13 protein-coding genes are annotated in these 12,605 nt (G+C 64.6%); 11 read left to right on the forward strand and 2 right to left on the reverse strand.

Annotated elements, in window-relative coordinates; translation table 11 throughout:
• Nucleotides 1-144 precede the first annotated feature (144 nt).
• On the forward strand, nucleotides 145-1,149 hold the full coding sequence (locus L979_RS02210; RefSeq protein ID WP_369792959.1) for an HAD family hydrolase: 1,005 nt from the start codon (nucleotides 145-147) through the stop codon (nucleotides 1,147-1,149).
• Nucleotides 1,150-1,377: 228 nt separating this feature from the next.
• Here L979_RS02210 and L979_RS02215 read toward each other — a convergent pair whose 3' ends face one another.
• The gene (locus L979_RS02215) at nucleotides 1,378-2,079 is read right to left on the reverse strand and encodes a hypothetical protein (RefSeq protein ID WP_047688678.1); all 702 of its coding nucleotides are present in this window, start codon (nucleotides 2,077-2,079) and stop codon (nucleotides 1,378-1,380) included.
• Nucleotides 2,080-2,247: 168 nt separating this feature from the next.
• Nucleotides 2,248-2,769, reverse strand: coding sequence for an inorganic diphosphatase (locus L979_RS02220; RefSeq protein WP_047688680.1), 522 nt, complete (start codon nucleotides 2,767-2,769; stop codon nucleotides 2,248-2,250).
• A gap of 140 nt (nucleotides 2,770-2,909) precedes the next feature.
• Here L979_RS02220 and L979_RS02225 point away from each other — a divergent pair, with 140 nt between their 5' ends.
• The 10 genes from L979_RS02225 to folK all read left to right on the forward strand — a co-directional run bounded on the left by L979_RS02225 (nucleotide 2,910) and on the right by folK (nucleotide 12,604).
• Nucleotides 2,910-4,427, forward strand: a complete 1,518-nt coding sequence (locus L979_RS02225; protein WP_168023511.1) for a D-alanyl-D-alanine carboxypeptidase/D-alanyl-D-alanine-endopeptidase — start codon at nucleotides 2,910-2,912, stop codon at nucleotides 4,425-4,427.
• A gap of 74 nt (nucleotides 4,428-4,501) precedes the next feature.
• Nucleotides 4,502-5,677, forward strand: coding sequence for a zinc-dependent metalloprotease (locus L979_RS02230; protein ID WP_052209358.1), 1,176 nt, complete (start codon nucleotides 4,502-4,504; stop codon nucleotides 5,675-5,677).
• Nucleotides 5,678-5,793: 116 nt separating this feature from the next.
• A complete protein-coding gene (locus L979_RS02235) occupies nucleotides 5,794-6,240 on the forward strand; it encodes a hypothetical protein (protein WP_047688685.1) in 447 nt (148 codons plus the stop codon).
• A gap of 43 nt (nucleotides 6,241-6,283) precedes the next feature.
• Nucleotides 6,284-7,390: a tRNA lysidine(34) synthetase TilS gene (gene tilS / locus L979_RS02240; protein WP_047688688.1), complete on the forward strand. Its 1,107-nt coding sequence runs from the start codon at nucleotides 6,284-6,286 to the stop codon at nucleotides 7,388-7,390.
• A gap of 32 nt (nucleotides 7,391-7,422) precedes the next feature.
• A complete protein-coding gene (hpt, locus tag L979_RS02245) occupies nucleotides 7,423-7,974 on the forward strand; it encodes a hypoxanthine phosphoribosyltransferase (protein ID WP_047688689.1) in 552 nt (183 codons plus the stop codon).
• Nucleotides 7,975-8,172: 198 nt separating this feature from the next.
• Nucleotides 8,173-10,224, forward strand: a complete 2,052-nt coding sequence (gene ftsH, locus L979_RS02250; RefSeq protein WP_081993619.1) for an ATP-dependent zinc metalloprotease FtsH — start codon at nucleotides 8,173-8,175, stop codon at nucleotides 10,222-10,224.
• Nucleotides 10,218-10,781, forward strand: coding sequence for a GTP cyclohydrolase I FolE (gene folE, locus L979_RS02255; protein ID WP_052209359.1), 564 nt, complete (start codon nucleotides 10,218-10,220; stop codon nucleotides 10,779-10,781). Before ftsH ends, folE begins: the two co-directional genes overlap by 7 nt.
• Before the next feature lie 31 nt (nucleotides 10,782-10,812).
• A complete protein-coding gene (gene folP / locus L979_RS02260; protein ID WP_197052047.1) occupies nucleotides 10,813-11,715 on the forward strand; it encodes a dihydropteroate synthase in 903 nt (300 codons plus the stop codon).
• The gene (folB, locus tag L979_RS16155; RefSeq protein WP_231559356.1) at nucleotides 11,712-12,083 is read left to right on the forward strand and encodes a dihydroneopterin aldolase; all 372 of its coding nucleotides are present in this window, start codon (nucleotides 11,712-11,714) and stop codon (nucleotides 12,081-12,083) included. The genes folP and folB overlap by 4 nt, the downstream gene beginning before the upstream one ends.
• A complete protein-coding gene (folK, locus tag L979_RS02270) occupies nucleotides 12,080-12,604 on the forward strand; it encodes a 2-amino-4-hydroxy-6-hydroxymethyldihydropteridine diphosphokinase (RefSeq protein WP_047688694.1) in 525 nt (174 codons plus the stop codon). The genes folB and folK overlap by 4 nt, the downstream gene beginning before the upstream one ends.
• The last annotated feature ends 1 nt before the right edge of the window (nucleotide 12,605 follow it).

Here is a 12,605-nt window from a genome sequence, read left to right on the forward strand (position 1 = left end):
TTCCTGGCCCATCAGCGCTGATGGGCCAGGAAATTGACCACTGAACATCGGGGGCCAGGGCAGCGTCAACAGAAGTTCACCTCACAGCTCACCCGCTGTTGACTGGCAGGCACGGTCCCGTGGTGGTGTGACAGCATGACTGTCATGACTACGCAGAACAACGCCGGCATCGATGACCGGCACAACGCCCAAAGCCCCGCAGCCCAGCAAGACACTGCCCACTTGGCAAGCTCCTCCGCGGACACGCTCCAGGATTTCGATGACGCCGTGGAGACCCCCGAGTTCCTCCAATCAGGCACTTCCCCGTTCCCCGAGCCGGACCGTGAACCGGTTGGCAGCGACTGGGAGCTGGAGCCTGGGGTCAAGTACCTGGTTGCCTTGGACGTGGACGGCACCCTGGTGGACCACGACGGCGTGATGTCCCCCGAGGTCAAGGACGCAGCACTGGCCGCCATCGCGGCCGGTCACCACCTGGTGATCTCCACCGGCCGCTCCCGCGGAGCCACCCTGCCGGTCTGTGAACAACTCGGCTTGGAGGAGGGTTTTGCCGTGGCATCCAACGGCGGCATCACCTTGCAGCTGGATCCGAGCGCCCCTGACCACTACCGCGTCCTGGACGCTGTCACTTTCAACCCCGGACCCGCGCTCCAGGCTCTCAAGGACGCTTTGCCCACCGCCAAGTTCGCCCTGGAAACCGCCGACGGGAACTTTTTTGCCACCGAGCGGTTCCAGGACCGGTCATTCGGCATTCAAGCCATCGGCACGGACATTCACCAGCTTGCCGAGCTGGATGCGGTGCGCCTGGTGGTTTACAGCTCGGAGGACACCCCGGAGAACTTTGCTGATGCCATCGAGGCCGCCGGTCTGCACGGCGTGGCCTACGCAGTCGGCTGGACCGCATGGTTGGACGTTGCCGCCGCCGGCGTCTCCAAGGCCAGTGCCCTGGAGCAGGTCCGGCGCCACCTGGGCGTTGATCCCGCCCACACCGTTGCCGTAGGGGATGGCCGCAACGACGTCGAAATGCTCGACTGGGCCGCCCGCGGCGTGGCCATGGGACAGGCACCCGATGAAGTGGTGGCCGTGGCACGGGAAGTCACCAACAGCGTCTACGACGACGGTGCCGCCCGCATCCTGCGCAGTTTGGTGTGAGTCTCATTCACTCCTAGGTCACGACGACGGCGGTGGGGTACCGCACGGACCGTCATGACAGACGGAGCAGCCCATCATGTTGACGACGCCGGTGGGGCGCCTTGGACTGCTTCGCTTGACGTCCGCTTCGGCACCCCACCGGCGTCGTCGCGGGGGAGGCCCGGCTGCTTGGCTTGAGGTCCGCAGCAGTGCCCCACCGGTGCCGGTGATGACGGCTGGGAAGGAGAGTCAGTCGGAGCGCGGCCAGAATCTGGGTTCGATGTCCACGGAGCGAGCGATCAGTTCGTCCTCCAGGACTTCCCGGCAGACCAGTGGCAGGCGCAGAGAGCCGGGGCGCTCGAACTCGTCAAAGCAGGTTCCCATCTCCCCGAATCCACGGCGGTAGCGTGCCAGGTCAAGGCACAGCAGCCGGGTCTCCTCCAGTTCCTCCGCGGAGGCCAGGACCCAGAAGGTTTCCTGGTCCATCAGCTGGAACAACCCCACGGATCCACCGGACCAGGAGGTGTCTGCACCGCCGAAGGACGGTCGGTAGAGCCACCCGCCGGGCTCCGGCACGGTGGAGGTCTGGACTGCCGGCATGATGGGCGCTGCGGGTTCGAACTCCCAGCACCGGGCGGTGGCCAGCCAGCGGGGCGGTTCCGGAACCACGATGGGGGAGTCATCGGTGGGCCATACGGCGTCGTCAAAGGCGGAGGCCTGGACGGCTTCCCAGAACTTGTCCGTGGTCAGGTCCACGGACACGCTGTTGAGCAGCACACCGTCTGGCTGCACCCCGCCCGTTGCGGAGACCGTGGTGGTGGTGGCCACGTTGGAGCGCTTGAGCATTCGGTCGAGTTCTGCCAGGTGGAAAGGTTCCCCCAGAACCACGGTGCGACCCTGGTACTCCAGGACGTAGGGCACACGTTCGGGGAGCTCTTCACTGCCGGACATGATGGCCTCCCGTGGTTGATGCCGGTGCCCGCGCGATCTTGCGGGCCCTGGGGTTTGGTGTGTTGCTGTCCACTCAACCACAGGGTGCAGACATCACAAGCCCAAACCCAAGGGCCCACACCGAAGATTCGGTGCGGGCCCTTGGCCGGAGTCATTCGAGCGAGGAAATCAGTCCTCGCCCTCCTGCTCTGCCTCTGCAGCGGTGTCGTAATGGGAGCTCTGGAAACGCTCCTGGGCTTCACGCACCAGGCGCTCTGCCTCGTCCTTGCCGGCCCAGCCTTCGCCCTTGACCCACTTGTTGGGCTCCAGGTCCTTGTATCGCTCGAAGAAGTGCTGAATCTCCTTCTGCTTGTACTCGTCAATGTCCTCCAGGCCCTGGATGTGGTCGTAGCGCTTGTCAGCGGAGACGCACAGGACCTTGGCGTCGCCGCCGGCCTCGTCGGTCATGTTGAACACGGCAATGGGGCGCGATTCCACGATCACGCCGGGCATGACCTCAACATCCAGGAGCACCATGGCATCCAGGGGATCGCCGTCTTCACCCAAAGTGTCCTCGAAGTACCCGTAGTGCGTGGGGTAGCCCATCGAGGTGAACAAGACACGGTCCAGGCGGATCCGGCCGGTTTCGTGGTCGATTTCGTACTTGACGCGCGAACCCTTGGGGATCTCGATCGTGACGTCCATCTCCATGGTTACTCCTTCTGTTGCTTTCGATTCAGCCAATTCTGCGGCCATCAACCGCAAAGTCTGGGCCAAGCCTAACCGTCGGGGGCGTGAGGTTACTTACCGTGTGGGCCCAATTTCCGTGATTTCCCGGCACAATGGGCGCCGTGCCACACCCTGAGCCCACCTCTCCAACACCGCCGCGGACTTCTTCTGAGCAGTCCCGGGTCATGGTGTTGACCCGCAGGGGACGGGTGGCGCTGGCCGTGGCACTTGCCGCGGTCCTTCTGCTGGTGGCGCTTTTCGCGTGGCCGGGATGGGCCAGGGACAGCACCTCCACCCAGGAATCCGGGGCCGGATCTGTCCCCTCCACCGCCTCGCCGTCAGCCGCACCCACATCTTCCGACGACGACGACCCCGTGGAGCTCTCGGATGCAACGGTGGGTGCACTGGATTCCACCTTGGACGGTTCCACGGCGCAGGTGGCGGGCGCCGTGGTGATTGATCCGGGCAGCGGAAACAGGCTGTACGAGCGGATGCCGGATGAGCACTTGGTGCCTGCTTCCAACCAAAAAATCCTGACCGAGCTGGCCCTGTTGCATTTTGTGGACCCACAGAAGCGGTTGGCCACCACGGTGGTCACGGGTGACACTGCGGACACTGTGGTCCTGGTTGGCGGCGGGGACACTCTGTTGGCACCGGGGGCAGGGGATTCCCAGGCGGTTGACGGACATGCGGGAATTGCGGATCTGGCGCGGTTGACCGCAGAGAAACTGGACCTGGACGCCTCCACCTCAACGCTCACCGTGGACGTGGACGCCGGCATGTTCACCGGCTCCGGGATCAATGACGCCTGGTTGCCGGGGGACATTGCCAGTGGGGAAGTGGGCCCGGTGTCCCCCATGGCTTTTGCATCCCACCGAACGGTGACAGCAGATGGTCAGCAGACTGGTTCCTATGACTCCAACGCTGCCCAACGGGTGGCCGATGTGTTTGCCGCAGCGCTCGGTGATGAACTCACCCAACGTGAAGACCGGCCGGTGACCGTGCAAGTGGGAGCCATGGTGGACACCTCCGCTGACCCCTTGAAACCTGCCGATCAGCAACAGGGTGTGACCGAGGTGGCGCGGGTGGAATCCGCCACGGTGCGCGAGCAGGCCACGGTGATGATGGAGAACTCGGACAACCGACTCTCCGAAACCTTGTGCCGGGTCACCGCTGTGGCAGCCGGGCAGACCGGTGATTCCGAAGGCGCTCGCACCACCATGACCCGTGCCCTGGACAAGGTCCTGGGGGAGAACACCGTGCAGGACAACGGTGTGGTCATCAGCGACTGTGCGGGAGTCTCTGCACAGAACCAGGTCTCTGCCGCTGTGCTCGGGGAAGTCCTGCTGGACTCCGTGCAGAATCCGGAATCCGGTCACGCAGCCATGCTCTCCACCCTTCCAACGGCAGGGGAGAGCGGAACTCTGACGGACCGGTTCCAGGCTCCGGAGGCCGCTGCCGGACGGGGTAACGCCCAGGCCAAGACCGGGACCCTTCACGGGGTCACCGCGCTCTCCGGCCAGGTGCGAACAGGGGACGGTGAACCCTTGATTGTGGTGGTGCTGCTGAACGGGACGGCTGACCAGGGCGCGGCGCGCAATGCCTCGGACACCTTCTTTTCCGCCGTGGCACAGAACTGAGAACCTGCACCGGATGCTGTGCCCTGCGCGGACAACGCAGCGGGCGAACACGGCGCTGTGGTTGCATGGAGGTCATGTCAATCTTTGAGACCACGCCTTCCCGTCAGGACTCCGGACTGATCAAGTGGGACCTGGCGGCCAAAGTGGCTGCCAAGACGGTGACGGCCGGGCCCACGCCGCCGGCCCGCGCCGTCCAGGAGGCGGTTGCCTCCATGCGCCACTACGCAGAAGTCTCCGTGGACCACGTGCACCAGATCTCCGGGTTGGAGGCTGCACGGGACCTGCGGGATGCCCCCGTGGTGGTGGTTGACCGTGCAGGGTGGTCAACGGCCAATGCGGCGACTTTCAAGGCGTTGCTGGAACCGGCCATGGAGGGTCTGGCCACCAAGTACCAACAACGCGCAAGTGGCAAGGCGAACAACGAGCTCACACAGTGGATCGGCAGCCGTGCCACAGCCGTGGAAACCGGGGTGATCCTGGGTTTCCTCTCCACCAAGGTGCTGGGCCAGTACGACCCCTATGCGGGGCTGGTGTCTGAGGATGCTGAACGCCGCCACCCCGGTGGGCGCCTGATGATCGTGGCGCCCAACGTGATGGAGGTTGAGCAGGAACTCAACGTGGACCCGGATGACTTCCGGCTGTGGGTGTGCCTGCACGAACAGACCCACCGGGTTCAGTTCGCGGCCGCCCCCTGGTTGCGGGACCACATGGCCGCCACCATCCATGAACTCTCCACGTCCATGACCGGGGATCTGGACCAGATGAAGACTCGTCTGAGTCGGGTGGCCACTGCGGTGGCAGACGAGCTTCCGGCCAAGGTCGCCGGAAAACTCACGGGCCGTGCTGTCCCGCAGGCAGGGGATGACTTGCTGGGGCCCATGTCCGCCGTCCTGGCACCGCGTGAACGCGAGCTGATGTCCAACGCCGTGGCCACCATGTCCCTGCTGGAAGGTCACGCCAACTGGGTCATGGACAACGTGGATTCCACTGTGGTGTCTTCCGTGAAGACCATTCGGAGACGCTTTGATCGGCGCCGTGACCTGCAGACTCCGGGGCAGCGGATACTGCGCAAGGTGCTGGGTCTGGACGCCAAGGCCGAGCAGTACGTCCAAGGCCAGAAGTTCGTCACGGAGGTCATTGAGATCGCCGGGCGGGACGGCTTCAACCGGGTGTGGGAGTCGGCCGAGAACCTGCCCGTGGCCCGGGAGATCCGCCATCCACAGGAGTGGGTGGATCGCGTCCTGGCGTGAGCCCCTTGCTCGGCATTCAGCTGGACACAAGTTACCCATCAGTTCACGGTGTCCTCCCAGGTTCACGTGGCTGAGCGGGTCCCGGTGCGCGGTTCAGTCGTGACAGAATCGCAAAGGTGACTTCCGAAAACATCCAGCAGCAGATCAAGCTCTACGGCCAGCCGCTCTCCGATCGATTCGGCGCCGTGGTGAGTGCTTACAGCATCACTCAGCGCCGCCTGGCTGAAGTTCTCGGACTCTCAGCACCCATGCTCTCCCAGCTCAACTCGGGACGGCGCATCAAGATCGGCAACCCTGCCGTGTACGAGCGCCTTGTCATGCTGGAACAGCGTGCGGGCACCTCAGATGTTGAGGCCACTTTGCGTGAGGTGGAGCAGTCCCAGCCGGTGCTGACCACCACGCAGATCCAGGCCGGTCTGCACAGTGAATCCAATGTGGTCTCTGCCCTGGCGGCCATGATTCCCGCTGGCGAGCTGCAGCACGCCGTCACTGCGCTGGGCGAATCCGCACCCACCCTGGTCAAGGTCCTGGGCTTGGCCCAGAAGGAATCGGAGAAGCGCTGATTCCGCAGTGGTTTAAGGGGCGGATCTGGGTGGTGAAGGCCGCGTGACGCAGTTCGGTCGGCGGGGGCGGCTCCTGCCTCAGGTCTCCACCGCGCGCCGGGCACTTGAGTACACCCTCACGCAGTCTTTGGGACGCGCCCCGGAACCCACGGACCTGGTTCTGGTGGCCCTGTCCGGTGGCCCGGACTCCTTGGCCCTGGCCGCAGCGGCCGCCCATTTTTCCCGACGACGCCGCTTCCAGGTGGGTGCCGTGGTGGTGGATCACCAACTCCAGGAGGGGTCGGGCGCAGTTGCGGCCGTGGCGGCAGGCCAAGCCAAGGAACTTGGACTGGATCCTGTGGTGATTCAGGCCGTCACGGTGCAGCGTGGCGCGGATGGTCCAGAGGCCGCTGCCCGTGACGCGCGGTATGCCGTGTTGTGTGACCAGATGGCTGCCACCGGGGCACATGCGGTGTTGCTGGGGCACACGCGTGATGACCAGGCAGAAACCGTTCTGTTGGGGTTGGCCCGTGGCTCAGGGACCCGGTCCCTGGCGGGCATGGCGCCGGTGTCCACCCGGGGCGGTCTGAGGCTTCTGCGTCCCCTGCTGGGGCACACCCGGCAGGACACGGAGGGCATCTGTACCGCCGAACAGCTTGCACCCTGGATGGACCCCACCAACAAGGACCAGTCCTTCATGCGGGCGCGTGTGCGCCACACGGTGCTCCCGTTCCTGGAGCAAGAACTCGGCCCCGGAGTGGCGGCGTCGTTGTCCAGGACCGCAGCCATCTTGGGGGCCGATGCAGACGCCCTGGAGGAACAAGCCCAAATCCTTCTGGATCGAGCCCAACGTGAGGCCGCTGCACAGGTACAGGACGGCGTTGCTCAACCGGCGCCGACCGGGTCCGTGCTGCTGTCCCTGAGTGCACTGCAAACCCAGCCTGAAGCACTGACCCGCCGGGTCCTGGCACGGGCCTGCGTGCTGGCCGGTGGGCAGCCCGTGGCCCACGAACGGCTGGAGGCGCTGGCGGAACTGGCAGCCGGTACCGGGCAGGCCGGGCCGGTTCAGATGGCGGGTAAAGTGTCTGTCTACCGGCGTCGACCCATTCGACCCCGCCGATCCAGAGCGGAGCGGCCCCGGGGAACCTTGGAATTCCGACGCACTGACTGAGCCAAGCTGCCATCATCGGAACTAGGAGCATCGTGAAGTCCCAGGACGTCGCAGAAGACCTCAAGGAAGTTCTGCACACCAAGGAAGAGATCGATCAGCGAGTGGTTGAACTGGCCGCCGCCATCGATGCCGACTACAAGGACAAGGACGTCCTTCTGGTGGGTGTGCTCAAGGGTGCCTTGATGATCATGGCGGACCTCTCCCGTGCCCTGTCCGGGCAGTACCCCATGGACTGGATGGCTGTGTCCTCTTACGGCTCCGGCACCAAGTCCTCCGGTGTGGTGCGGATCCTCAAGGACCTGGACACGGATCTGACCGGCAAGGACGTCCTGATCGTGGAGGACATCATCGACTCCGGGCTGACCCTGTCCTGGCTGCTCACCAACCTGAAGTCCCGCGGCGCCAACTCCGTGGAGATCTGCACGTTGCTGCGCAAGCCGGAAGCACTGAAGGTGGAGATCGACGTCCGCTACGTGGGGTGGGACATACCCAATGAATTCGTGGTGGGCTATGGCCTGGACTGGGCGGAGCAGTACCGCAACCTGGACTGCATTGCCATCCTGTCCCCACACGTCTACGCCTGAGGCCACCGCGCAGCTGGTGATTGCCCCGGAAACTGTCCGCCGTCGGATGAACGCGCTCACGCGAATCAGACGGATTCGGGTGAGCGCGCTACATTGACACTTCGACTTCAACCGAAGTGACCGTTCGACTTCTGCGGTGTGGCGCCCAGGTGCCGTACCGTGCCCAGGTTGGCATCGTGTGAGAGAGGACCACCGGCTTTGGCCACCGCTAAAAAGAAACAGGGCTTCTTTGGAGGTCCCTTCTTCTGGATTCTCCTTGCCCTGCTGGTGCTGATCCCCGTGATCACCACGCTGACCTCCAGTGACGGCAACCGCGTGGACACCAACGTGGGTCTGGAACTGCTCCAGGACAACAAGGCCACGGAGGCCAAGACCTACGACGGCGAACAGCGCGTGGAACTCACCTTGGCCGATGACTACTCGGCCAACGGCCAGGACTACGGCAGGAACGTCGAGTTCTACTACGTGGAACCGCGCGGCCCTGAAGTCATCGAGGCCATCAACAACGCGGATCTGGACAGCTACACGGATCAGCCGGTGCAGAGCAACTGGCTGCTGTCCATGCTGCAGTTCCTGCTGCCCTTCTTGATCATCCTGGCCATCTTCTGGTTCATCTTTGCCCGCATGCAGGGTGGTGGATCCCAGTTGATGAAGTTCGGCCGGTCCAAGGCCAAGCAGTTCGACAAGGACAACCCGCAGGTCACCTTTGCCGATGTGGCAGGCGCTGATGAGGCCGTCCAGGAACTGGATGAGATCAAGCAGTTCCTGGTGGAACGCGACCGTTTCACCGCGCTGGGTGCCTCCGTGCCCAAGGGCGTTCTGCTCTACGGACCGCCAGGTACGGGTAAAACCCTGCTGGCCAAGGCCGTTGCCGGTGAAGCCTCCGTACCGTTCTTCTCCATCTCCGGCTCGGACTTTGTGGAGATGTTCGTGGGTGTGGGTGCCTCCCGTGTCCGCGACCTGTTCCAGACCGCCAAGGAGAACGCCCCGGCCATCATCTTTGTGGATGAAATCGATGCCGTGGGTCGCCAGCGCGGTGCCGGAATGGGCGGCGGCAATGACGAACGTGAGCAAACGCTGAACCAGTTGCTGGTGGAGATGGACGGCTTTGACGCCAACACCAACATCATTCTGATTGCAGCCACCAACCGGCCGGATGTTCTGGACCCGGCTCTGCTGCGCCCCGGGCGATTTGACCGACAGATCGGTGTAGAAGCACCGGACATGAAGGGCCGTGAGCAAATCCTGCGCGTGCACTCCCAGGGCAAGCCCCTGCACGAGTCCGTGGACCTCGCCTCCGTAGCCAAGCGCACCCCCGGGTTCACGGGTGCGGAGCTGGCCAACGTGATGAACGAGGCCGCCCTGCTCACCGCCCGGTCCCACGCCCAGTTGATTGACGACCGCGCCGTGGATGAAGCCATTGACCGTGTGATTGCCGGTCCGCAGAAGCGATCCCGGCTGATGAAGGAGCACGAGCGCAAGGTCACCGCCTACCACGAGGGCGGACACGCCCTGGTGGCTGCCGCGCTGCGCAACACGGATCCGGTCACCAAGATCACCATCCTGCCCCGTGGCCGCGCCCTGGGGTACACCATGGTGATGCCGGCGGACGACAAGTACTCCACTACCCGCAACGAGTTGCTGGACCAGATGGCCTACGCCATGGGCGGGCGTGCTGCCGAGGAGATCGTGTTCAAGGATCCTTCCTCCGGTGCCTCCAATGACATCCAGAAGGCCACGGACACCGCCCGGAACATGGTCACCCAGTTCGGCATGTCCACCCGCGTGGGCTCGGTCAAGCTGGGCGGCGGAAACTCCGAACCCTTCATGGGACGTGGCGGGGCGGAGGACCGCGGCTACTCGGAGGCCACCGCTGCCGTCGTGGATCAGGAAGTGCGTGCGCTGCTGGCCAACGCCCAGGACGAGGCCCACCGCATCCTGATCAGCAACCGTGAGGTCCTGGACCGACTGGCCCTGGAGCTGCTGGAGAAGGAGACCCTGAACGAGGCCGAGATCGCGGAGATCTTCAAGGACATTGTCCAGGAGCCCGAGCGGGACCAGTGGATCTCCAACCAGGGCCGTGAGGTCTCCGAACTTCCTCCCGTGACCACCACCCGGGAGAAGGAGGAACTTGCGCAGGCCTCCGAGGAGGAACGCGAACAGTTCGAGCGTCTGCCCGGCGAGGGTGAAGCCCAGGAGAACCCGCAGGGACCTGAGGACGTTGACGGAGGGGAGCGCCGGGAGTGGTAGATCAGCCACGCATCGAAGCTGCTGTGCGGGAGATCCTGCTGGCCATCGGGGAGGACCCCCAGAGGGACGGTCTGCGGCAGACCCCGCAGCGGGTTGCGCGCGCCTACCAGGAAATGTTCTCCGGCATGACCATGGGCCCGGAGGACGTTCTGGCCACAACCTTTGACATCGGCCATTCGGAGATGGTGCTGGTCAAGGACATCCCGTTCTACTCCATCTGTGAGCATCATCTGGTGCCGTTCTACGGCCACGCCCATATCGGCTATATCCCCGGCCCACAGGGCAGCGTGACCGGGTTGTCCAAACTGGCGCGACTGGTGGACGTGTACGCCAAGCGTCCGCAGGTCCAGGAGCGGCTGACCACACAGATCGTGGAAGCCCTGGTGGAGCACCTGCAGGCCGCCGGAGCCATTGTGGTGTTGGAATGTGAGCACTTGTGCATGTCCATGCGTGGTGTGCGCAAACCGGGTTCCAAGACCGTGACCTCCGCCGTTCGGGGCCAGCTGCATGATCCTGCCACGCGTTCGGAAGCCATGAGCCTGATCCTGGGCCGTTGAGTCCCCAACCTGCCACTGACGGAAGGTGACCATGAGCCAGTCCCCAGACCCGCAAGACAATCCCCGGGCAGCCCGCCCGGACAGCGTGGGCGGCTGGGGTTCCTGGGCCAACCTCCCCACGGACCGCACGCTCATCATGGGGGTCCTCAACGTCACCCCGGATTCGTTTTCAGACGGCGGCCTGCACAACACCCACCAGGCTGCGATCGACCACGGTTTGCTGTTGTCCCAGCAGGGCGCGGACATGGTGGATGTGGGTGGTGAGTCCACCCGGCCGGGTGCCACTCGTGTGGACCCGGAGGAGGAGCGGCGTCGTGTCCTCCCGGTGATCCAGGCACTGACGGCAGCCGGTGTGGTGGTCACAGTGGACACCATCAACGCCTCCACTGCGCAGGCTGCGGTGGAAGCCGGGGCCCACTGCATCAACGATGTCTCCGGGGTCAGCGTCACTCAGGACATGATTGATCTTGTGGCACAGCTGCAGGTGCCTTACATCGTGATGCACTCACGCGGGAACCCCGGAACCATGGACGCGCTGGCCGTGTACCAGGACCTGGTGACGGACGTTCTGAGCGAAATCGACGGCGTGGTGCAGCGATTCCTGACCGCCGGGGTGGACCCCTCACGCCTGATTCTGGACCCAGGCCTGGGCTTTGCCAAAGGTGGCAGCCAGGACTGGGAGTTGCTGCGCGCCCTGCCCCGTCTGGTGGCATCGGGACATCCGGTGTTGGTGGCGGCCTCCCGCAAGAGATTCATCGGAAACCTCCTGGCCGTGGACGGTGAACCGCGCCCGGCCAGGCAACGGGACGTGGCCACGGCCGCCATCTCCGCATTGGCTGCAGACCGCGGGGCCTGGGCCGTGCGCGTTCATGACGTACCCACCACCCGGGATGCCTTGGCAGTGGCCCAGGCATGGAAGGGCCAAGACCAGTGACCCAGGATTCGATCACCCTCACAGGCGTCTCAGGCTACGGATTCCACGGTGTGCTGGACGGCGAAAAAAGTGTGGGCCAACAGTTCTCCGTGAACGCCGTACTCACGGTGGATCTGCGTGCCGCGGGAGCAACGGACAACCTTGCGCACACCGTGCACTACGGGGAAGTGGCAGAGCTCATCCACGCCCAGATCACAGGGGAGCCGGTGGAGCTCATTGAAACCCTGGCGGATCGTACGGCACGGTTGGTGCTGGAACGGTATCCGCTGGTGCAGCGGGTTGAGCTGACCGTCAACAAGCCACAGGCACCCATCACGGTGCCTTTTGCCAATGTGGCCGTCACGGTCATCAGGGAACGAGGAACATGAGACAAGCCGTCATTGCACTGGGCTCCAACCTGGGAGACCGAGCCGAACTGCTGCGAGCTGCCGTGGCTGATCTCAACGCCACGGAGGGTGTGGAGGTGGTGGCGGCATCGCCCGTCGTCGTGACGCACCCGGTGGGTGGGCCAGAAGGCCAACCGGATTATCTGAACGCCGTGATGCGGATCAGCACCACGCTGGGGCCGTTTGAGTTGTTGGCGGTGTGCCAAGAGATCGAAACCGCGCATGACCGGATCCGTGACGTCCGCTGGGGCCCGCGCACCCTGGATCTGGACATCATTGAGTTCGGTGGGTTGAGCATGGATGAACCCACGCTCACCCTGCCGCACCCACGCGCCGCTGACCGGGCGTTCGTGCTGGTGCCGTGGGCCATGATGGACCCGGAGGCCAGGCTCAACGGGCAGCCCGTGCGTGCGCTGGCCGAGCAGGCGGAGGACCTGCAGGGGATCTCCCCGCGCAGCTACCCGCTGCTGACGGATGCGGCTGCACAAGGGCCTGCGGAGTAAT

Origin of the sequence: Kocuria sp. ZOR0020 (assembly GCF_000800955.1) — a bacterium.
Lineage (GTDB): Bacteria > Actinomycetota > Actinomycetes > Actinomycetales > Micrococcaceae > Kocuria > Kocuria subflava.

Coding starts and splice junctions, on each gene's coding strand:
- L979_RS02210 (WP_369792959.1), top strand. CDS start 145: ATGACTACGCAGAACAACGCCGGCATCGATGACCGGCACAACGCCCAA.
- L979_RS02215 (WP_047688678.1), bottom strand. CDS start 2,079: ATGTCCGGCAGTGAAGAGCTCCCCGAACGTGTGCCCTACGTCCTGGAG.
- L979_RS02220 (WP_047688680.1), bottom strand. CDS start 2,769: ATGGAGATGGACGTCACGATCGAGATCCCCAAGGGTTCGCGCGTCAAG.
- L979_RS02230 (WP_052209358.1), top strand. CDS start 4,502: ATGTCAATCTTTGAGACCACGCCTTCCCGTCAGGACTCCGGACTGATC.
- folP (WP_197052047.1), top strand. CDS start 10,813: ATGAGCCAGTCCCCAGACCCGCAAGACAATCCCCGGGCAGCCCGCCCG.
- folK (WP_047688694.1), top strand. CDS start 12,080: ATGAGACAAGCCGTCATTGCACTGGGCTCCAACCTGGGAGACCGAGCC.